Origin of the sequence: Rhodococcoides navarretei, assembly GCF_038069675.1 — a bacterium.
GTDB lineage: Bacteria > Actinomycetota > Actinomycetes > Mycobacteriales > Mycobacteriaceae > Rhodococcoides > Rhodococcoides navarretei.
The window spans coordinates 1,636,781-1,655,944 of the sequence record NZ_JBBPCN010000001.1; the positions used below are offsets into that span (position 1 = coordinate 1,636,781).

Annotated in this window: 19 protein-coding genes and 1 riboswitch; of the genes, 9 read left to right on the top strand and 10 right to left on the bottom strand. The window is 62.4% G+C overall.

Annotated elements, in window-relative coordinates; genetic code table 11:
• Positions 1 to 2 precede the first annotated feature (2 nt).
• Together AABD04_RS07945 and AABD04_RS07950 are read left to right on the top strand one after the other, a co-directional pair.
• A complete protein-coding gene (locus AABD04_RS07945; protein ID WP_341440793.1) occupies positions 3 to 416 on the top strand; it encodes a hypothetical protein in 414 nt (137 codons plus the stop codon).
• Between the two features lie 145 nt (positions 417 to 561).
• Positions 562 to 680, top strand: a riboswitch (SAM riboswitch).
• Between the two features lie 28 nt (positions 681 to 708).
• Positions 709 to 1,137, top strand: coding sequence for a mandelate racemase/muconate lactonizing protein (locus tag AABD04_RS07950; RefSeq protein ID WP_341440794.1), 429 nt, complete (start codon positions 709 to 711; stop codon positions 1,135 to 1,137).
• Positions 1,138 to 1,176: 39 nt separating this feature from the next.
• Here AABD04_RS07950 and AABD04_RS07955 read toward each other — a convergent pair whose 3' ends face one another.
• The 3 genes from AABD04_RS07955 to AABD04_RS07965 all read right to left on the bottom strand — a co-directional run bounded on the left by AABD04_RS07955 (position 1,177) and on the right by AABD04_RS07965 (position 2,973).
• Positions 1,177 to 1,641, bottom strand: a complete 465-nt coding sequence (locus AABD04_RS07955) for a nucleoside deaminase (RefSeq protein WP_341440795.1) — start codon at positions 1,639 to 1,641, stop codon at positions 1,177 to 1,179.
• 136 nt (positions 1,642 to 1,777) lie between these two features.
• The gene (locus AABD04_RS07960; protein ID WP_008714841.1) at positions 1,778 to 2,155 is read right to left on the bottom strand and encodes a DUF6941 family protein; all 378 of its coding nucleotides are present in this window, start codon (positions 2,153 to 2,155) and stop codon (positions 1,778 to 1,780) included.
• Complete coding sequence (locus AABD04_RS07965; RefSeq protein ID WP_341440796.1) at positions 2,152 to 2,973, bottom strand: hypothetical protein; 822 nt, start codon at positions 2,971 to 2,973, stop codon at positions 2,152 to 2,154. The genes AABD04_RS07960 and AABD04_RS07965 overlap by 4 nt, the downstream gene beginning before the upstream one ends.
• A 75-nt stretch (positions 2,974 to 3,048) precedes the next feature.
• Between AABD04_RS07965 and AABD04_RS07970 the strand changes: the two genes are divergently transcribed.
• The 5 genes from AABD04_RS07970 (at position 3,049) to AABD04_RS07990 (ending at position 8,236) form a co-directional block, all read left to right on the top strand.
• Entirely contained in the window at positions 3,049 to 5,508 is a 2,460-nt protein-coding gene (locus tag AABD04_RS07970) for an SEC-C domain-containing protein (protein WP_341440797.1), read from the top strand.
• A gap of 181 nt (positions 5,509 to 5,689) precedes the next feature.
• Positions 5,690 to 5,986: an SAV_915 family protein gene (locus AABD04_RS07975; protein WP_341440798.1), complete on the top strand. Its 297-nt coding sequence runs from the start codon at positions 5,690 to 5,692 to the stop codon at positions 5,984 to 5,986.
• Positions 5,983 to 6,267, top strand: a complete 285-nt coding sequence (locus tag AABD04_RS07980) for a type VII secretion target (RefSeq protein ID WP_341440799.1) — start codon at positions 5,983 to 5,985, stop codon at positions 6,265 to 6,267. The genes AABD04_RS07975 and AABD04_RS07980 overlap by 4 nt, the downstream gene beginning before the upstream one ends.
• 41 nt (positions 6,268 to 6,308) lie before the next feature.
• Positions 6,309 to 7,337, top strand: a complete 1,029-nt coding sequence (locus AABD04_RS07985) for a hypothetical protein (protein ID WP_341440800.1) — start codon at positions 6,309 to 6,311, stop codon at positions 7,335 to 7,337.
• A gap of 83 nt (positions 7,338 to 7,420) precedes the next feature.
• A complete protein-coding gene (locus AABD04_RS07990) occupies positions 7,421 to 8,236 on the top strand; it encodes a hypothetical protein (RefSeq protein ID WP_341440801.1) in 816 nt (271 codons plus the stop codon).
• A gap of 122 nt (positions 8,237 to 8,358) precedes the next feature.
• Here the strand turns inward: AABD04_RS07990 and AABD04_RS07995 are convergent, their stop codons facing one another.
• Both AABD04_RS07995 and AABD04_RS08000 read right to left on the bottom strand, forming a co-directional pair.
• Entirely contained in the window at positions 8,359 to 9,582 is a 1,224-nt protein-coding gene (locus AABD04_RS07995; RefSeq protein ID WP_341440802.1) for a type II toxin-antitoxin system HipA family toxin, read from the bottom strand.
• The gene (locus tag AABD04_RS08000) at positions 9,579 to 9,839 is read right to left on the bottom strand and encodes a helix-turn-helix domain-containing protein (RefSeq protein ID WP_341440803.1); all 261 of its coding nucleotides are present in this window, start codon (positions 9,837 to 9,839) and stop codon (positions 9,579 to 9,581) included. Before AABD04_RS08000 ends, AABD04_RS07995 begins: the two co-directional genes overlap by 4 nt.
• Positions 9,840 to 10,104: 265 nt before the next feature.
• Here AABD04_RS08000 and AABD04_RS08005 point away from each other — a divergent pair, with 265 nt between their 5' ends.
• Together AABD04_RS08005 and AABD04_RS08010 are read left to right on the top strand one after the other, a co-directional pair.
• Complete coding sequence (locus AABD04_RS08005) at positions 10,105 to 11,850, top strand: TerD family protein (RefSeq protein WP_341440804.1); 1,746 nt, start codon at positions 10,105 to 10,107, stop codon at positions 11,848 to 11,850.
• A 133-nt stretch (positions 11,851 to 11,983) separates the two neighbouring features.
• Complete coding sequence (locus AABD04_RS08010) at positions 11,984 to 12,271, top strand: hypothetical protein (protein ID WP_341440805.1); 288 nt, start codon at positions 11,984 to 11,986, stop codon at positions 12,269 to 12,271.
• A 703-nt stretch (positions 12,272 to 12,974) separates the two neighbouring features.
• On the opposite strand, the gene AABD04_RS08015 is transcribed toward AABD04_RS08010, so the two are convergent.
• The 5 genes from AABD04_RS08015 to AABD04_RS08035 form a co-directional block, all read right to left on the bottom strand.
• Entirely contained in the window at positions 12,975 to 14,600 is a 1,626-nt protein-coding gene (locus tag AABD04_RS08015; protein WP_341440806.1) for a long-chain fatty acid--CoA ligase, read from the bottom strand.
• 67 nt (positions 14,601 to 14,667) lie between these two features.
• Positions 14,668 to 15,747, bottom strand: a complete 1,080-nt coding sequence (locus AABD04_RS08020; protein WP_341440807.1) for an alpha/beta hydrolase — start codon at positions 15,745 to 15,747, stop codon at positions 14,668 to 14,670.
• A gap of 71 nt (positions 15,748 to 15,818) precedes the next feature.
• A complete protein-coding gene (locus AABD04_RS08025) occupies positions 15,819 to 16,742 on the bottom strand; it encodes a hypothetical protein (RefSeq protein WP_341440808.1) in 924 nt (307 codons plus the stop codon).
• Between the two features lie 31 nt (positions 16,743 to 16,773).
• Positions 16,774 to 18,129: an FGGY-family carbohydrate kinase gene (locus AABD04_RS08030; RefSeq protein WP_341440809.1), complete on the bottom strand. Its 1,356-nt coding sequence runs from the start codon at positions 18,127 to 18,129 to the stop codon at positions 16,774 to 16,776.
• A 10-nt stretch (positions 18,130 to 18,139) separates the two neighbouring features.
• Complete coding sequence (locus AABD04_RS08035; RefSeq protein ID WP_341440810.1) at positions 18,140 to 19,144, bottom strand: LacI family DNA-binding transcriptional regulator; 1,005 nt, start codon at positions 19,142 to 19,144, stop codon at positions 18,140 to 18,142.
• Positions 19,145 to 19,164 lie beyond the last annotated feature (20 nt).

The window sequence follows — 19,164 nt, forward strand, 5'->3', positions numbered from 1 at the left end:
TGATGGGGTCAGAAACGAACGAGCTGGCGGCTTCGATGCAGCAGTGGCAGTGGCAGTGGCAGTCGCTGTCGATGCAGGCAGAGGCCGGGCAGCTCGAGATTCCAGAAGGCGTTGCGTTCCAGTGCGACGAGGTATGCGCTGCCTACATCAGGCATTTAGGAGACATGGCGCGTAAGACGGAGTACTTGGTCGACGTCGAGGCGTTCGGCACCTTGGATTCGGCCAGACAGCTCGGCAAGAAATTCGAGAGGATTGCCTACAGTGGTGATCGATCACTGCGCGTGGTGTTGATGCAACATATCGAGGTCATCGAACTGATGCGGTCCGTGTTCAAGCGCTATTTCGATGAGGCCGAGTACGCCGATCAGCGGACGTTGCAGTCCATCGGGGAGATCGCGGAGGGTCTGGGCAGGTGACTTTTCGCGCCGAGGTTCGAGTCGATCGATGCCGCTGGGCGGGTGAACAGATTCTGTCCAGACGCTGAATCGGTATTCGAGGTGAATGTCGACAGTGGTGGAAATTCGTTGTCCAACCCGTACCCCTCGGCTACTGTGGATGAAGGTTCAAGAGCAATAGCCGTACGTACCTGGCCGGCTGTTCGGCAACCCCGTCTCCATCGACAGGGTGCCCCAGGGGAAGAACCGGCGCGTCCCGCAACCGCAGGCGTGCAAGTCGATGGAGGGTTGCACCTCCGGGGCGAGGTGAACGATGTCCGGTAGTGATGAACTCGAAGCAGCGCAAGCGAAGTGGGAACCCATTCCGCCGGAACGCCGTCGTACTTGGTGCCAGACGCTACTGAGTTACCCGCCGATCTGGTACGGCGTGTTCCCGATGATCGAGACTCGAAGGCTGGTGCTCGAAGGCAGGTACGCCAATGCCGAAGCTTGGATCGACCTTGCGAAACGTGCTGAAGCAGTGGGCTTCACGCCGCAGACGTGGTTGATATTCCGACAGAGTCTCGAGCCCGCGTACCTGAAGGATCGGTTCTCATCCCATCCCGAGAACATGCCCAAGCGGCGTGGGAACGGTGGTGTCGAGACTGTGGTGGTCGATCCCGAGGACTTCTCCGAGTGGCCATGGCTGTTCGAGGCGGGGTACCGCGCGGGCGAGGCGACCTGGCAGGCGCTGGTTCGCTGAGTCACCCGAGCACAGACAGAACCGGTTCGGCGGCAGCGCTCATGCGTCCTCCCCGATATCCTCGAACCACAGGCTCGGACGCTCGGCGAGCATGCGTTCCATCAGTTCCACGCATTCGACGTTGTCGACGACGTCGACCTGCACGCCGTGCTCGCGTAGCAAGCTCTCCGATGTCTCGAACGAGCGGTTCTCACCGACGACGATCCGAGGAATCTCGTACAGCAGAGCGGTTCCCGCGCACATGAAGCATGGAGACAACGTGGTGTAAAGCACCGACTTTCGGTACACCGACGCCGGAAGCCGCCCTGCTCGCTCGATGCAGTCGGTTTCGCCATGACGGATTGCGCTGTCCATCTGGACTCGGCGGTTCCGACCGACCGCAAGAACGTCGCCATCGTGAACGAGTGCCGCGCCTATGGGAACCCCGCCTTCCTCCCAACCGATCCTCGCCTGTTCGAGTGCAAGTGCGAGAAAGTACTGGTCTCCGCGCAATGGACTGTTCACATGCTCTCCTCGGTGTTCAAAAAAAGCGTATGCAATTCGTGTCCTCGAAAGGACCTGGGTGCCTCCCATAGCAAGGGGTACCGAGAATGCGATCGGGGTCGGATGTCGGCGCGGCCATGAGCATCGCGTCCCGACGTCAGCCGAAGGCGATGCGAAGCCCGACGCTCGCGGTGGCCCCACCGGCGCTGAGGATGAAGTTGTGCCGTCCTTCGTCGCGAAACACCATTTGCATCGGTAGGAACCAGAAGCGATTCTCTCCGGTGAAGCCGGCACCGGGGATCTGAAGGCCACCCTGATTCACGATGTGTTCGCCGTTCGCGTCGAGCACTTCGAGTGTCGCGGGAAAGTCCTTACCGATGTCGTCGGGTCCCGTCTGCAACAGCGCGACCAGGCGGCATTCGAGCATGCGGGTGTCGCGTGGAACCGTGCAGGTATCCCAGACGCCTCCGAGGATATCGAGCATGTCTTCGCTGACCCGTGCGTACTCCGCGAAAAACAACCCGGTGATGATCATCGGCTGGTCTCATCCGTTTCGTAGTAGGGAAGTGATGTCATCGCATCCAGAACGGCCGGGCGAAAAGGTTGCGGCACTGTGTACTTGCCGTCGCAGACCAACCACCCATCGGCAATGAATCGCTCCAGCATGCCGCGAAGTATCAACGCCTCGATGTGTTCGTACAGATCCCCGGCACCGACCGGGCCGACTGCCGGGAGCCGCGTCCGCGGAGTGCTCGTCATCGCGGCGAGAACGATCTGTCCGGCAACGACATCGACGGCCGGGGACGGACGTAGGGGGTCCTCGCTGAAGAAGTGACGACCGATGACGTGCGAGAGTGCCGTTCGGTGAGCGGCGAGGGAGCTGGCAAGTGAGTGGGCGAACTCGTGCGCATGTGGACCGGGAACGGCTGTGGTGGAAGTCAACTCGATCAATTCGGCCGCTTTCGCCGCATCCCACAGTGTCATCAACCCTGGGATCTCGAGCATCGATCTCGACTTCAATGCGCGCCCATCCAACTCCACGCCGACGGCGTTCGCCAGCTCGCGAACCGACCCTGGCCGCGGAACACCCGTGCCGGTGATCGGTCGTGACGTACCGAGCCAGACGAGAAGCGAGCGAAGCTGCGCTATCGGCTTCGACGCGGTCAGCGCTGCCAACTCTTCGCCGGCGTCTGGCGTTGCGGGCTCGATGCCGTGGGGCGTCACCCGTTCGACTGGGGACTGGACTGTCGGCTCGACGTCGTCGGCCAAGTCCGCGGTGGTGGTACGGGATCCCCGGCGACCGAACAGTGGAATCACTTCGGCGAGGTCGCGACCTGTGCGGTGGGGAGTCACACGCACATCTTATGGAAGACGCGGGGGCTCGCGCTGGTGTCCACCTTCCCGACCGTCACGTTCATGGTGGCCGCGATGGACGACAACGATAATTACGACGAGCTCGATACTGCAGCTCTCGATGTCCTGCGGGAGCTCGGTCCGCTGAGCACCGAGGACTGGGCGATTGCCATGCCCGACCGAGGATTCGGACGCCGGCGGGATATGTACGAACTCGTCGACATTGTCGATTCGGTCGATCTGGCCTTTCTGCCGGACATGCGGAAGATCGCAGTCGCCACGGTGTTGGAGGGCCGCGCCCTCACTCACCGTTTCAACCACCGGGAGGTGGCGTCGGACATCATCGAGTCGATGGACGACCTGTCGCCCATCACGACCCTCTTGCAGTTCGCCGAGGATCCCGCTGGCCTTCGCACGAAGTACCGAGGAATCGGTGACGACCAGATCTTCACCATTCGCGGCATCGATGACCCGCAGTGGCCGCCCAGCGAAGCGCTCGTGCTCCCAGAGGGGACGCTCAGCGACTACGAACCAGGTGACCTCGTATCGCTCGTCGTGGTGGACGGCGTGGTTCGTATTCGAGCGGTCGACGGCCCGCTGGAGCACATCGACGTCACAGCCGCGCTGCACGAGATTGTGCCCGAAGACGAGAGCGTCGAGCGCGATGCTGTTGTCTACCAACTGATGTACGACCGTCCGGACCTCTTCGCGAAACCAGGACCACCGCTGTCCGAGATCTACGCCGGTGCCGGCATCGAACAATCCGATGACTATGTGGCCCGCACAGGATTCGACTTCGACGCCGCGGCGGCCACCACGCGAATGAACATTGTCGCCAACACCTTCGGAGTTGATACCGACGAGGCCCGTGCACTCATCTGGTTCGGCGACATCATGCGGGACATCCGCGGCGAGGCCGCTCACGACGCCCAACAGCGTGCCGAGGCGGCGGTATCGGACGGTGCAGATGAGCTCGCCTCACTTGCTCGATCCGACGTAGCCGCCCTGGCGCTGAACAGGCATTTCGACAGCGAGGGGGCCGCGGAGGCGTTGCTGCATGTGGCACACGCGTTGCTGAATGCAGGGCCGCGGCGGGTGACCGCAGCTGCGCACTGGTTCCGCGCTACCGCGCTGGACCGGCTCGGGGACGCACTATCGGCTGAGAAGGCGCTGGAGAAGGCACTCGACGCCGACTCGCATTTCGAACCTGCAGTGCTGGCTCTCGCCGAGTACGCGTCGACGCGGGGAGACGCGGTCCGTGGACTGTCTCTTCTCGGCCGTATCGATCCCGACGCAGGCGCGGATCTGCGAGAGATGTTGGAGCCGTACGTTCCTCAAGATCGCCCCGATCTGGGGCGTAACGATCGCTGCTGGTGCGGCTCGGGTCGCAAGTACAAAGTATGTCACCTCGGCAAGAACGGTCTTTCACTCGAGGAGCGCGGAGAGTGGCTCTATCAGAAGGCCGGTGGTTACGCGACAGGGGCGAATTCCGCGGAGCTCATTCTCGCTCTGGCGCGCATCCGCACGGAGCATCTCGGTAGTGGCGACGATGCGTTGGCGAAAGCCTTCGATGAACCGTTCGTCGGCGACGTCGTGTTGTTCGAGGGCGGGAGATTCGCCGAGTTCGTGACTTCTCATGGCCCGCTACTTCCAGCCGACGAGTTGATGCTGGCCCAGCAATGGCTCCTGGTGGAACGGTCGATTCACGAGATCGAATCGGTCAGTCCCGGAGAAGGCATGTCGCTGCGTGATATTCGTACCGGCGACCGACATGACGTCACGGAACGCTCGGCCAGTCGACAGTTGTCTGCAGGACAATTCATCTGCTCGCGCGTCGTACCCGTCGGTGAAGGGTTCCAGATCTTCGGAGGAATCGAACCCGTCGATCCGTCTCAACGTACAGAGCTGATCGAGATCCTCGACGCCGATCCGGTCGATGCCGAAGATCTGGTGAGCTTTCTCAGCGCCCGGCTGGCTCCTCGCCGAATCGAAACGCGTGACGGTGATCCGATGGTGTTGTGCGAGGCAGTGTTCGAGCTCGGTGAAGTCGGGGGACTACGGCGGAGGCTGAGCCGCAAATACGGGGCAGCGGAGGGCGATCGTTGGCACTGGAAGGCCGGAACGGCCATCCTCGGCACACTCACCCTGGACGGCACCCAACTGACGCTGGAAGCAATGTCCGAACGCCGAATCGACACGTTGATCGATGACCTGATGACCCTTCACCCCGATGCGGATCAGATGAGCCAAAGACGCCTCTCGGCGGAAGAAGCGATGGCCGAGAGGTCGGGGGAGGCGACAGAGCCTGTCGAGGTGACTCCGGAGCTGGCTGCGCTCCTCGACAAACAGGTCCGTGCATACGAACAGAAGTGGCTCAGCGAGTCCATCCCCGCCCTCGAAGGTTGGACGCCACGCGATGCCGCCGCAGATCCGACTCGTCGCGATGATCTCATTCGTCTTCTCGACTCTTTCCCGGAAGAAGAGCGAGTTGGTGCGATGAGCGTGCGTCGACTACGCGACATGCTTGGTCTGTGAGGAACACGTCGGCGCTTCCGCTCCTGAAGTGAATGGATTCGCATGGTTCGGTGGAACCGATTCGTCACGGACTGCGTCCAATGGTGTGAGCGCGACGCGGTGGCGGGCCAGACGAAGATAGGGAACCGAACGGCTACTTGCTGCGTCTGATCTGTCGTGGGGTTCGACCTCCCCACGGTCGATGGGGGAGAAGATGCGGCTACCGGACAACATTCCACCTGTGGTGTACGTACCGTGCACCGCGCACGTCTCCATCGTGGAGCAGGCAGTGGTCGACCTACGCACCACCCGCGACGGGCGTAGTGCCCTGCTCGCGTATTCGGCACTGGATCGGCTCCATACCTGTTGTGGCGATGACCAACCCTGGATGGTGCTGCCGACAACGGCCCTGTCGAAAATCTACGAGTCACATCCGTTCGACCTCCTGCTGATGGACGTCATGATTCCCCAGCACGAACGTCGGAGCGTCCACCAATGACCCTGTACGTCGACGTTGCTGTACTGCGCGATTCCGCGGACACAATGCTCAGAATCGCCGACGACTTCGACACCGCAGCGTCGTCGATCCCCGACGCCGCTGACACCGGTATCGGAGCGCCGGCGCTGGCCGGGATTCTAGCGCTGTTCACCGGCCGCGGCGGCGAACTGCAAACCGCATTGGCGTCGTACTCGGCCGCGCTCGACGAATGCGCCTCCGAATACGAGACCCAGGACGTCACCACGGCCGAAGAGGTCAACGCCGCGCTCTGGGAGCAGTGACGGTGCCCATCGACACGAAAGTCGACGGCAGCGTGGCCTCTGTGCACGCTGTCGCCGGGTGGCTTCGCAGCAGCTTCGCCGCGGACCTCAGTACCTCCATCGACACGCTGGATAGCACCAGAAATCGAACAGACGCCGGATGGGACGGCCCCGCATCCGAAGCCTTCTTCGCGCAGGCGCTTACCACTACAGACGGTGCCTCTCAGTTGGCCACTGCAGCAGCAGATTACGCCGCCAAGGTCGACGCATTCGCTGCGGCACTACAGGCATTGCACGATGGGATGCGTGACATCCGATCGGACGCAATCGATGCTGGACTCGACGTCATCGACGACACCATCATCGAACCCATCGACGACGCCCTGCGCGGTACTTTCGACGCTCTCGAGCGGAGAGTCGCGCAACTGCGAGGCGACGAGACCGCGGCGGGCGAGCAGATCAAAGTCGACTACATCGACGCGGCCGCCAAGACCTTTTTCTTCGGAGGCTCGGTAGCGATCGGCCTGGCGCAAGCGGCGATGGAAACGCGTGCGTGGTTGATGACCTCGAAAGCCAAAGATATGTATGCGCGGGCTGTTCAGTGGGCCGAGTTTGCCCGCACGGCCCCTGCCGGGTCTCCCTTCTCAACTGTTTACCGCGATTTCGGGTTCTCCGACTTTCTTCGGAACCAGGCCGACGACCTGGTCCGGAACGCTGATGACCTGTACTCGAAGGCCGGAAGATGGGGGTTGCGTGCTGGAGGCGGCTTGGCGGTGCTCAGCATCGGCTACGACATCGCCAACGGTAAGCCTGTCGACCAGGCCGTAGTTGCCGGTGGATTGGGGTTCGGGGCCGCGGTGGCCGCGGGGGCAATGATTGGCACCGCGATTCCCTTCCCCGGTGTAGGTACAGCTGCGGGAGCGATAGGCGGTGCTTTCGTGGGAATTATCACCTCCGGAATGGTCGATGACCTCTACCAAAACGGATTTCACTCGGTGGCTGACTCCATAAACGCGGGATGGAACTCAGCAGACGAGACGGCCACGGCAATCAAGGACGTCACAACCGGGGTGTGGAATGCAATCTTCTAAATCTCCGAGGCGTTGGACCTCCGATACTTGACGAAAAAAATAGGTACAAATGCCGCAACTGACCACTTCGCAAACTTGCTTCCATGACGACCGGAGACACTGTGCACACCGATGATCCGAGAGCCTCTGGACTGGCCGAGTACGTCCACGAGAACCGGATCGACATCAAATTCATTGCTGGTCTGTTATTTCTGGAGTTCTTCGCATTCGCGATCAGCTTCGGCGCGATTCAATCAATGGTTGCAGAAAGCTCGATTTCCTCTTTCTGGGGAGTGCTTATCGGGCTGATGATCGGTTTGACTCCCGCAATGCGTATCTCTCACAGGGCCGGGCGCTCGACGGGCCAGGCGGTATATCGGACTACAACCGGATCTAGTGTCCGCTACAAGCACGGCGTGTTTCGATTGTGTCTGGTTATCATGGTCCTGGCGGGGACAGGACTCATGTGGCTAGGGCTACAGGACGGCATCCGCGGCGAAACAGTTGTCGGCGTTGTATTCACAATTCCGTTCGTCGTTCTGTCCGTAGGCTTGATACGCGGTGGACGGCGGCGTCCGAGAATTGAACTCACACGTGAAGGTGTCATTCAAGAGGGGTATGGGTTCAGGAAGATCATTCCATGGGAAGCGCTGAAAGATGCAGTACTGAAACCGAAATGGCCACCCGAGCTTGAGCTGCGGGCACCAATTCTCGGCTCGTTCGAGCACGCCAAACTGACCCGGCTCAAGCTGGACGAACAGCCGATTTTCTTCCCCGGCGCTTTGATCGACTGTCGATTCTTCGACGTCCACCCTGTAGTCCTGACTCGATGGATCCGGCTGTACCTCGACCACCCGAAACTGCGACACGAACTCGGTACGGATGCCGCCACCGAACGCCTCGCAAACCTGCTGCCATGACCATCCGTTACCCGGTCGCTCGCTTGGGCGCGGGGACTACCTGCTTTGCGCATCGCAGGACATGCGCCACGATCTCGGTCTGAACCTTGTCTTTTGCACCGAACGGCGACCACAGCACCAGTTCAGGACAGCTCTGTGCAGCGCTGATCGAGTAGCTGCTTCAACTGACGAGTTTGTTTGTCATCGAATCCGATCACGTCGACTTCATCGATTCCGTTTTGAACGCCTGCGCAGACGTCGTCGAGGATTCGTCGAGTCGCTCGCTCGGGCATTCTCAGGCGGCCGGCGGACTCGACGAAATGAGCTCGTGTCCAACGGTTCGCGCGCCCGTAGAAGTTCAATGCCATCGGATCGCTCCACGACGCGTAAGGCTGCGTGCACAGAAGGTCGTAGGCGGGTGTGATCGACCAGAGTCCCCGGGAGTTCTTGTGTATCGAATAGTTCTTGCCGTGCAGGTCGCCGTTTCCGATCGCATACGAATAGGCCGTCAAGCGAAGGAGTTCGGCGGTGGCCTGGCGCGCGGAACCGCCACCGCGCTCGACAGTGTCCGCGAGCAGCCCAATCACCGCTTCGGTCTTCATTCGGTACTTGGACGCGGGATAGAGCCCGGATACTTGGCACGCATCCTCTTGCGGTAGCCGTTGTTCACCGATCCGGTCGAATCGCGCCACCAGCAGACCGCTGATTCCCTTGTCGTCCTCGATCACGCGGTGTTCCGGCACCGAAAGCCCGCATCTACGTGCCAGATTCATGAAGAAGCTCTCGTTCTCGACCAATCGCGGCAGTCGCGCCGGCGGGGCGAGTTTCAGAATGGCAGGCCCGGCCGTAGTCGACACCGGAGTCGAGTACATCTGCGCGGACACTTTGCCCTGAACGCCCGGCAGAGCGGACGGATCCTGACTCACCGACTCACCCGTTGACAGGGAATCGAAGAGGCGACGAAGATCTGGAACGCGGTGCCTCGAATCGAATGCATTGCCCGGCAACGACATCTCTTGACCACGTGGAAGCACCCGAACATCCCCGATGGTGTCCGATCCGACCGCCAGCAGCAGCGTGAAGTGATCGTCCTCGGACGTCTTGGTAGCCCTTACCACTCCGGTGAGACGAACGCCTTCCGGCAGCAGGCCCGCGAAAAAGGCAGGGACGCTACCGCCCGATGCCCGCGTCTCCAGCGACGACTTCGGAATCGACCACGCGAGATCCGGCGCAGAAGCGCTGTCGAGGTAATCGCTGCCGTACCGAAACACGACGTCGTTCCCCACACGCGTCAGTGAGCCGGCGAGAAGATCGCCCTTGTAGACATCGGCTGCATCGACATCCCGCAGCTCGGATACTGGGATCATGTCGCGTCCAGTGGCGGCACAGGTGATCCGGCGCGCGTGAGCAATGTGATCTCGCAGCCCAACGCTTCCGCGACAGCGACCGCGCCGTCGAGCTGCACCGTGTCTTTTCCGCCCTCGAGCGCCTGGACTGTCGAGCGGCCCACGCCGGCGAGTAGCGCTAAATCGGCTTGAGTCATGCGCAACTGATGCCGACGCGCGACGAAGGCTCTGGCCAGGTCGCCGGAGTGCTTCCGAGCTCGTCGTCGTGGTTCGGCCATGATCTCTCCTTGTGCTTGCGCAGGCATGCATATCGGAGCTTACATCGCGAACTATCCGAGGGATAGCTTTTATGCTTGTAGAAAAAGGCATAAGCACGCAGAACATGGCGTCGGGAGAGCTTCCTGGCTTTTAGGGCATGCGTTCCAAAGCTTAAGCCTTCGGATAGCGCAAACCAGCTCTGCTAGCCACGATTTGACTCGTGATCAGCAGCTCGTACGGCATAGTAACCACCACAGTCCGACTGCGTCGATTGGTGGAAGCTCTGTGAAGAACGCGCTCAAAAGCGGCAGCGACAAGTGGGTCGTCGTCGATGTCGAGACCTCGGGTCTCAAGGCATCCCGTGATCGGGTGCTCAGTGTGGCCGCTATGACGATCGACGAGGACGGACGCGTCGGGCGCGAACTGTCGACTCTGGTGAACCCGGGCTGCGATCCCGGTCCGGTACACATCCACAAACTGACGCGCGAACGGCTTGCCGATGCACCGACTTTCGACATGATCGCCCCGCAACTGATGGATCTGCTGGACGGTCGAACCATGGTTGCGCACAACGCGAGCTTCGATCACGGCTTCTTGAAGCTCGAATCGATGCGTGCCGGCATCGACATGCCGACAAAGCAACGACTGTGCACCGTCGCATTGTCGAGACGATTGCAACTCGACACTCCGAACCACAAGCTCTCTACCCTCGCCGCACACTGGAAAGTGCTGCAGTCCAATGCACATGATGCCTACGACGATGCCCGAGTGCTGGCGCAGGTGTTCACTCACAGTGCTCGACTGGCCAGGTCGCTCGAACTTCCCCTTCCCGTCGTCACGTGCACCGAGCGCTTGACGCTGTATCCGGACACTGTTCCTCGTACCCATTGCCCGTGGGAGAACCCCGGTCCTCTTGCTGAGGACGGTGCACTGATTCAGGGCATGCGAGTCGTGATCAGCGGCGACACGCGGATCCCGCGGTTGCGTCTGGCCGCTCAGCTCACCGAAGCCGGCTTGGACGTGATGAACTCCGTCAGCCGATTCACCAGTGTGGTGGTGTGCTCGGATGCCACAACGGAAAGCAGAAAGGTCGAACGTGCTCGCGCCCATGATCTTCGGGTCATCTCGGAGTCGGAATTGCTCGACCTACTGCGGAATGTGCAACCAGGATCGCCGAAAGGTACTCGGCCGCAGACCCAGCCGAAGCCACCCGTGCAGAAGCCCGATCCAGTCACCAAGCCCTGGCAGGCAAGAAGGGTCTTGGTCATGGGCGGTTCGCACGCCGAGTCCGTACTGATGCGATCCCGTCTGATCCAACTCGGGGCCACGCCCGCTGTGAACCTCAGCGCAGGCGTCACCGACATCCTGATCCTGGACGGGGGCGACGGGGATCCTCGGATGCCGAAAGTGAAAGAACGGGACCTCACACTGCTGACGCCGGCAGCGATCGACCGTGAACTGAAGATCGAAGTGCCTGCGCCGCTCCCCGCTCGGCGGTCTCGAATCGCCCAGCTAGTGCCACGGGGTGGCGTCGTCGACCTCGACCCTCATCAGACACTGTTCACGGTCAACAGTTCCTGGGGCGCCGATGAGTCCGGGCGCGTCGGCGTCGACGTCGTCACATTCCTGGTCAATGACGACGAATTGGTGTCCAGTGACGAGGATTTCGTCTTCTACAACACTCCGGCTACCTCGGACGGTGCCGTCTCGATGTCGATCGACGGCGACAGTGAGCAGGGTGTACGGATCGATCTGGCACTCGTTCCCGACGAATGCGCGCGCATCGTCGTCGCCGCAGCGATCGATGGCGACAAGACGTTCGGTGACGTCGGTGCCGTCTCGGTATCGCTCGATGGATTCGAATCGACGGTTGCTACGGCTGTGCTCGACGCGGCTACGACCGAACAGTCGATGCTGCTTGCAGAGATCTATCGCCGAGGGTCTGGTTGGCGCTTTCGGCCCATCGGTCAGGGCTACGACGACGGATTGGCCGAGCTCGCGGTCAGATACGGCGTCGAGGTCGACAGCTAGCCGACCTTCCTCTTTCGCAAGCGGTAACGAGACTGATGATTGGCGCGACGTCACCCATGAAGGGATCGAGTCGGTGCCCGGATTACGGCCGGCGACATTTGTGCAGACCGTGCCGCCGACGAAAGGCCCTCGAATGAAGCGCACCAACAGACGCATTGCAGTGGTGACCGGAGTACTGGCCCTCCCGATTACTGCCGGAGCCACCATGGGAGTTGCGACCGCCAGCGCCGACGAATGGCATTATGGCCCCGTCTATCGCGCCGAGCAGTCCGGGGAAGGCGCGCAGTACTTTTGCAACAAGGCGCTGTCGCTCGAGAAGGCGTCACAGTCGTACATTGTGGTGCCGTGCACCAACGTCGAGAACACCGACACCTGGTATCGAATCGTGGTGAACCCCTACAACTGGGGCTGGAGCGGGTAGTCCGGTCCGTCGAGGGGTAACACGAATCGTTAGCGGTCGCTGTGCACGGGATGGGCAATACCGCTGGCACTCGCCTTTCCCGCAAGGCTCAGACGACCAAGCTGTCAGTGGCCCGTTCTACGCTCGTCACCAAAGTAGTCGGCCGAATGCGTAGGGGGACGAAATGGTGACTCTGTCTGCAGTATCAGCGCTGGTAGCGGTTTGTGTGCCGCTCATCGCGACCCTTCTGCGGCGAATGCGGGATGAGAATCTCAGCGGCCGCGCGAGGACGCTCGCCCGGGCTTATGAGCGGAAGGAACGGCAATTCGCCTTCGCAGAGAACCTGGAAGCCATGGGCTTGCGCGACGAGGCAGCCAGGTCTCGTTACGACGGACTGTTTGCGCTCTACCGGGTAGGGGTGCAGCGGAACTATCGGCAGTCCAATCCGGCCGAGTTCGTAGCAGCCTTCGCCGGAGGGTTGGCCGTTCTCCTGGGTGTAGGCATGGCGCTGCTAGCTCCTCGGTCGTTTCTTGCTTCGGTCCTCTCAGCCGGCCTGGTGTGTGTAGCCGCGGTGGCTTACGTCGCGTGGGGGTGGTTTGCGTTTCGTGAAGTTCAACGAACCAAGCCTCGTATCGAAGCGTTTGTCGCAGATTTCGCATCGGAGTGCGGTTTGAGGGTGTCGCGCTGAGACGCGGCGAACTGCGACGCGCGGAGAAATGCTCCCCTATACCAGCTCGATAACCTCCAGCGCCCCGTCGGCGTGTGAGCTCCGCAGTCGTTTCTTGTCGTATTTGCCGACACTGGTTTTCGGAACCTCATCGATGAAAGTCCAACGTTCGGGCAATTGCCAATGCGCGACACGACTGTCGAGGAATTCCCTCAGTTCCTCGGCCGTCACCGACGCACCCTCGCGCACGACGACAGCTACCAAGGGGCGCTCGTCCCACTTCGGATCGGGCACGCCGATGACTGCGGCCTCGCGTACGGCGGGATGGCCCATCACCTGGTTCTCGAGTTCCACCGACGAAATCCACTCGCCACCGGACTTGATGATGTCCTTCGAGCGGTCGGTCAGGCGGAGGTAGCCGCCCTCGGAGATGGTTCCCACGTCACCGGTGCGCAGCCAACCGTCGTCGAACTTGTCGTCCGCATCGGCTCGGTAGTAGCTGCCGGTGATCCATGGGCCACGCACCTCGAGTTCACCGACGGTCGTGCCGTCCCAGGGCAACACCTCACCGGCATCGCCGACGAGTCGTGCTCGAACGCCGGCGACGAATCTGCCCTGTGTGCAACGTAAATCGAACTCGTCCTCCGGCGACAGACCGGCGTCGGGCTTGCCGGAGGTGCCCAGCGGCGAGGTCTCGGTCATGCCCCACGCCTGCGAGATGTGCACGCCGTACTTCTCGTGGAATGCCTTCATCAGGCTCGGTGGGCACGCGGCACCGCCGACCACCACGTCACGCAGACTCGACAGATCCGCCGGGTGCTCGTCCAGGTGTGAAAGCAGAGCCTGCCAGATGGTCGGAACGGCCGCAGCGGCTGTCGGCCGCAGAGTCGACATCATCTCCGCCAACGGGGCAGGCTGGAGGAACCTGTCGGGCATGATCAGAGACGCACCGACCATCAGCGCTGCGTAGGGCAAACCCCACGACATCGCGTGGAACATCGGCACGATGGCCAACACCTTGTCGGACTGGGCGATTGCCATCGCGTCGGTCATGCAGGCCTGCATCGAGTGCAGGTAGATCGAGCGATGCGAATACACCACGCCCTTGGGGTCGCCGGTCGTGCCCGAGGTGTAACACATTGCGGCAGCAGATCGTTCGTCGAGCTCGGGCCAGTCGAACTCCTCTGGCTGACTCCTCAGCAGATCCTCGTAGCCCAGCACCTCGATACCGTCGGGTGCAGTGACCTGCGCCGGGTCGACTCCGACGACGACGAGATGACGCACGGTCTCGAACGTCGGTAGCAGCGGCGTCAGCAGGGGGAGCAGGCTCGCGTCGGCGATGATCACCTGATCCTCGGCATGATTGACGATGTAGGTGAGCTGCTCGGGGAAGAGTCGAATGTTCAGCGTGTGCAGCACTGCGCCCATCGCGGGAATCGCCATGTAGGCCTCCATGTGCGGGGCGTTGTTCCACATGAACGTCCCGACGCGCTGATCGTCGTCGATGCCTATCGACCGCAGACCGTGCGCCAGTTGGGCTGCCCGCCTGCCCAACTCCCCGAAGGTCACCGTGGTGGGTCCGCTGTCGGTCCAGGTGGTGATCTCGGCCGAGGAGTGAATGGACGTCCCGAATCGAACCAGCTGGCCGATGGACAGTGGGGTGTCCTGCATGGTGCTCTTCATCGATCTCGCTCCTGAAGTCTCGGCATCACATCGGTGTGCTGCGCGTCACACCATGCACGATACGGACTTACTCGGACGCGTGGTCGCGGGTACCTCGAATTCGGGTGTCGACCTCGCGAAGGAGGTCCCGATAGATCTCCGACTCAGGATCGACGACGGCGAAGTGGCCGCCCGGTCCTTCGATGTACTCGACCGAATCCGGGCCGGCTGCAGCGGCGGCGTAATACGCCCGACTGATTTCGAGCAAGTTGGGGTCGTCGGATACCGCACTCACCACCAGATGCGGGACACCGAGCGGAAGCCTCGAGATCGGAGACGACGCCTCGTAGGTCTCCTGCGCACCGGCGAATCGCGCACCGATCGCATTCGACACCGCGCCCTCGCCGAGCCAGCGCTCGTCGGCGACCCGCAGATCGAGAACACCGGCCAGGCTGACCGCAAGGGCAGGTGTGACCGGCTGGCCGACGGAATCTGCCGCGACGCGCAGTGCGAGTTGACCGCCCGCCGAATGTCCGAACAGGACTACGCGAGACAGATCCAGATCACCGGGCGCCGTCGCCAGCGCTGCGAGCGCGGCCGCGACATCTCCGGTTGTCGCATCCCACTCGTGTTCGTCGGGGCGACGGTATTCGACGTTCCACGTCGCGTAACCGCGCTTCGTCAGATCGACGGCCATCGCGTCCATCAAGTCGGACTCCCACCGCGAACGCCAATACCCACCGTGAACGAGCACGGCAACGGGAAAGGGGCCATCACCGCTCGGCACACGCAGTTCGGCGCGTTGCTCGGGGTGATCCCCGTAGTCCACGATCGTGCCGGGATGGAAACGGTGGAAATACACACTGTCGATCGCGAAGCGCAGCCCGTCGAGTCCGCGGCCGCGAATGTGAGCGCGGATGCCCGGAGATCTGTCCGGTGCGCACTGCCCGAGGTCGACTCGAACCGCACTGCCGTACGTTGACGCATCGACGGGGATTCTGTCGCCGGGAACAACGATGACCTCGTCGGATCCGGTTGCTGCGTCGACGATTCCGCCGGACAATCCGCGTGCGGCGAGGGCCCTGGCTATCAATTCCTGCGCGGTAGTGAGATCGGCGAACACACCAGGCGCGGCGATGATGTCGATGTGCTTCGAGACGTCGTTCATGGGTTTCACGCTACCCACCTGGCGTCGACCGAGCCCGAACTGCGAGTTCGGGCTCGGTCGAACGACGCGAATCAGGCGTCGACAGCCTCTTTCAGCTCACGCAGACGGGGCAGTGCGCGGTTCGTGAGAAGGTCCTCGCGGGTCTCGGCGGAGACGGCCATGCTGTCCTTCCACAATGACCGGCCTGCCATTGCTCCGCGGGCACCGTTGGCGACGGCGATGCGGACCTGCTCGATGAACGTCTCGTGATCGACGCCAGCCGAGAGAACGGCCCACGGAACACCCTGTGCCGCTTCGGTAACGGCCTTGCAGGCCTCTGCGGAACCGGGGTAGGGGAGCTTGAGCACCTTGGCACCGCACTCGACCGAGATGCGCGTGGAGTCGGCGATGATCTTGCCGAAGCCGGCCTTGTACGCCTCGTCCGACTCGCCCTCGAGCTGGTAGGTCAAGATCTCGACGATGAGTAGCAAACCCTCGGCGGAGCAGGCCTTGACGAGGTCGCGGATCTCCTCGGCCACGCGGGAATCGACGCCCTGCTGCTCGGGGCGCATGTAGAACAGCATCTTTGCGACGTCGCCGCCGAGATCACGCACGACGCGCGGGGTGACGCCGTCCACGAAGCGGGTGTAGCGCAGACCGTCGGTCTCCTCGAAGCCCGACGCATCCATGCCGACCACCAGAGCGGTGTTGCGCGAGAGCACACCGTCGTCGACGATCTTCGGCAGTGCCACCTCCGGGTCCAGCAGGATGGCTGGCGCGTGATTGCCGAGGTAGCGCACCAGATCGGCCTTGGCATCGGCGAGCTGCTCGACGGTGATCGAGCCCGGTCCGTCGGTAGCGTCCTTCATGACGGCCTTCATGCCGTTGCGCTGATCTCCGGCGACTATGAGCATGTTGCCGTCCGCGGTGGAGATGGCAGCCATTCCGCGGCGTTCGAGGGTGGTGAGTTCGTTCATCTTCTTCTCCTGGTGGGTGTTGGGGTCGAGCGCAGTCAAGACAACGTTGTCTCACTACAGAAATGTGGGCTCAGATTTCTATGAGCGTCAGTAGGCGAGCAGCGAACAGTGCTGCGCCGTAGGCGGTGTCCTGTGAACGGGTCGAGACCGAGACGCCGGGCAGCACCTGAGCTCGTGCGTCTCGCACGCTGGCCATTCCGGCCCAGCCGCCGGTGAGCAAAGTCGTCCTGGCGGGCGGCACCTCGGCGTCGAGTGCCTCGATGAGTCGAGCCACTTCGTCGTTGCCGTGCAACAGAATCGAACGGAACAGCTCGGCCGAATCGATCCCATCGGTGCGGACCGTGATGGACAGAACCCCGTCGTCGTTACGGGCACCCGCGATGTCGATACCGCCGTCGGTGAACGGCCCACCAGAAGGCAGAGCGCACACTCGCTCGTCCAGTAGATCGCGTCCGGCTCGATCGTTGATGTCGCACAGCTGCAACGCCCGTCGCATCAGCAAACCGGTCTTGACTCCGGCGACGAGTACGTGTTGGCCCGGCACCACGTGGCGCACCGAGTTGATGAGATGGTCGGCGAGCCTGCTCCGCGCGGCCGTGGTCAACGGCGAATCGAGTACCCGCAGCAGAACCTCGGCGGTGCCCATCGACACGTGGTAGCGGTCGTGAGGGATTGCTCCGCCGGACACCGCGGACACAAGATGGTCGTGACCGGCAACGGTCAGACGAGCGCCGTTGATGGACTCGGGAAGTGCTGCCGCGTCGGCGATTCCGAGGTCCGTTCCGGCGTCGACCAAGGGGGGAATGAAGTCGGCTCCGACGCCCAAGTGCGCCAACATCTCCGACCATGGTTCGCCGCTGTCCTGATCGAGTAGTCCGGTACGCGAACTCAGCGAGTAGTCGGCCACCGGCCGGCCGCCGAGGGACAGTACGACGAACTCCGGCAAATTGAACCAGCGAAGTCCGTTCAAGCTCAGTCCGTTGTCGCGAAGGTGCGCGATCTTGACCACCGAGACCTGCACGCCTACGGGAAGGCCCGTCTTGCCGGCGAACTGATCGCGCAGATCCTGGGGCAGCGCATCCACCTGCTCTTGACCACGTGGATCGAACCACGCGAAGGCCGGCGCGCGGACAACGTTGTCTTCATCGAGAAGGAAGCCCGTCTCGCCCATTCCGGACACCGCGATGGCGTCGATCCGGGCTGCTGGATCACCGGTTGCCTCGGGTAGTCGACGAGCGACGGCGTCGAGCAACTGCCCGATGGTGGTCAGTAAGTCCTCGGCAGCGAGGTCGGTGGTTCCGCCCGGGCCGTGGCACCACGGTGTGGGACTCTGCTCGATGAGCAGTTCGGTGCCGGCATCGTCGGTGACGAGTACTTTGACGCCGGTGCTTCCGAGGTCCAGTCCCGCAACAAGTCTGGGGTTCACGGAGTTGGTCTCATTTCTGTACGGGTAGGGGGAGTGCATGCGAGAGTCTTTCCACCAGCGTGGTCGGTGCGACCTGTTGCTCCGGTTCGAGGTACGGATCGTCGAACCGCTGCACCAGGCGATCGAACGCGAGTGTGCCGATGCGATACGGGTCTTGGTCTATGCAGGTCACCGACGGGCTGACGGCGTCGGCGAGCGAGAAGTTACCGAACGACACCATCGCCACGTCGGTGCGGCCGATCTCGTGCAGCACGGACACCACCGCCGTGGCATGCCGTGCATTGGCGACGAAGAAGGCGGTCGGCGGGTTGCGCAGTGCCAGTAGCTTCTTGACGACGGGCCGCACCGAATCCGCGGCGTGGGACACCGGGGGAGCAAGTGCTGCGTCCGGCTTCTGGCCGAGGTCCGCGAGGACATCGAAGTAGGCCTCACGGCGCAACTGTGCCGTCTGCAGCCGATCGTCGAAGCCGACCAATGCAATTCGGGTGTGGCCGCCCTCGACCAGTTTCTCGACGGCACGCTTGGCTGCGCCGTAGTCGTCGACGATGACCGAATCGAATCCCGCGATCGAACGGTCGATGGTCACCGTGGGAAGTGTTCGACGACGCGGCACGAGGAAATCGCTGTGGTCACCGACCGGCGCCAGGATGATGCCGCGGACGTGCTGGCCGGCCAGCAACGCGAGCTGGTCACGTTCGCGTTGGGCGTCGAACCCGGTGCTGCCGACGATCACCGCGAGACCGTGTTCGAGGGCTCGATCCTCGACGGCACTGACCAGGGAAGCGAAGAACACATCGTCGATGGAGTCGACGACGATACCGATGGTGTTGCCCGATCCCGACTTCAGTGACCGTGCGGCCGAATTGGGGACGTAGTTCAGTGTTTGCACAGCGGCTTCGACGCGTTCGCGGAGCTCGGGCAAGACCGTATCCACACCGTTGACGACCCGTGAGACGGTCTTGAAGCTGACGCCTGCCAACGCGGCGACGTCTTTGATGCTTGCGCGCTCGGTCACGTGAACTCTCGATCGGGGGG

Excerpts from the sequence above, each read along its gene's own strand:
- AABD04_RS07945 (WP_341440793.1), top strand. The coding sequence starts at position 3 with ATGGGGTCAGAAACGAACGAGCTGGCGGCTTCGATGCAGCAGTGGCAG.
- AABD04_RS07950 (WP_341440794.1), top strand. The coding sequence starts at position 709 with ATGTCCGGTAGTGATGAACTCGAAGCAGCGCAAGCGAAGTGGGAACCC.
- AABD04_RS07960 (WP_008714841.1), bottom strand. The coding sequence starts at position 2,155 with ATGATCATCACCGGGTTGTTTTTCGCGGAGTACGCACGGGTCAGCGAA.
- AABD04_RS07970 (WP_341440797.1), top strand. The coding sequence starts at position 3,049 with ATGGACGACAACGATAATTACGACGAGCTCGATACTGCAGCTCTCGAT.
- AABD04_RS07975 (WP_341440798.1), top strand. The coding sequence starts at position 5,690 with ATGGGGGAGAAGATGCGGCTACCGGACAACATTCCACCTGTGGTGTAC.
- AABD04_RS07980 (WP_341440799.1), top strand. The coding sequence starts at position 5,983 with ATGACCCTGTACGTCGACGTTGCTGTACTGCGCGATTCCGCGGACACA.
- AABD04_RS07990 (WP_341440801.1), top strand. The coding sequence starts at position 7,421 with ATGACGACCGGAGACACTGTGCACACCGATGATCCGAGAGCCTCTGGA.
- AABD04_RS07995 (WP_341440802.1), bottom strand. The coding sequence starts at position 9,582 with ATGATCCCAGTATCCGAGCTGCGGGATGTCGATGCAGCCGATGTCTAC.
- AABD04_RS08000 (WP_341440803.1), bottom strand. The coding sequence starts at position 9,839 with ATGGCCGAACCACGACGACGAGCTCGGAAGCACTCCGGCGACCTGGCC.
- AABD04_RS08010 (WP_341440805.1), top strand. The coding sequence starts at position 11,984 with ATGAAGCGCACCAACAGACGCATTGCAGTGGTGACCGGAGTACTGGCC.
- AABD04_RS08015 (WP_341440806.1), bottom strand. The coding sequence starts at position 14,600 with ATGAAGAGCACCATGCAGGACACCCCACTGTCCATCGGCCAGCTGGTT.
- AABD04_RS08020 (WP_341440807.1), bottom strand. The coding sequence starts at position 15,747 with ATGAACGACGTCTCGAAGCACATCGACATCATCGCCGCGCCTGGTGTG.